The sequence below is a fragment of the Rhodoplanes roseus genome, from assembly GCF_003258865.1.
GTDB lineage: Bacteria > Pseudomonadota > Alphaproteobacteria > Rhizobiales > Xanthobacteraceae > Rhodoplanes > Rhodoplanes roseus.
Window position 1 is genome coordinate 1 of sequence record NZ_NPEX01000640.1, and the last position, 656, is coordinate 656.

A 656-nucleotide genomic window follows, 5' to 3' on the forward strand; every position below is an offset into this window, starting at 1 on the left:
CCCCCGGGGATGCCCGGCAGACCGCCGAGGCCGCGCATCGCAACGCTGCCGCCACCACCGCCACCGCCGAACCCGCCGCCACCGAATCCGCCGCCACCGAACGAGGCCGGGACGACGAGTCCGCCGAGCCCGCCGCCGCCGCTCCAGCTCGACTTCTTGGCGGTGTTGTTGGTCTTCTCCATCTCCTCGCGGAGCGTCCGGAGCTGGGTCCGCAGCTGCTCGATCTCGTCGAGCAGCGCACGGCGGCGCATGCGCAGGTCGGTCGGAAGCTCGCCGCGGCCGGAATTCTCCCAGGCGCGGGCATGGCCCTCCATGCTGCCGAGCTGCGACTCGCGATCGGCGAGGCGCTTCTGAATCTCGCGGGTCTGGTCGGACCTGGTGTCCTGGCCACCGCCGAATCCGACGTAGCCCTTGACCCGTTCCCACCAGGCGAACAGGTCCTTCACCTCCTGAACGGCGTCGCGAATGCCCTTGGTGACACCGTCGATCTCGGCCCTGATGACCTTGCCGACACCCTCCTGCGAGAAGAACGCGTCGATCTCCTTCACTAGGTCGGCGAAGGACGGCATCAGCTCGTTCCCGAGCGTCTGCTCCAGCTTCCCGAGGGTCTTCTGCAGGTCGATCAGATTGTCGTTGAACCGCTTCGCCGCCTCGAT

Annotated in this window: 1 protein-coding gene; it reads right to left on the reverse strand. The window is 68.3% G+C overall.

The window, feature by feature from the left end; all coding sequences use genetic code 11:
* Window positions 1-656: hypothetical protein (locus CH341_RS34745; protein WP_210208710.1), on the reverse strand; the 656-nt coding region annotated here is incomplete at both ends.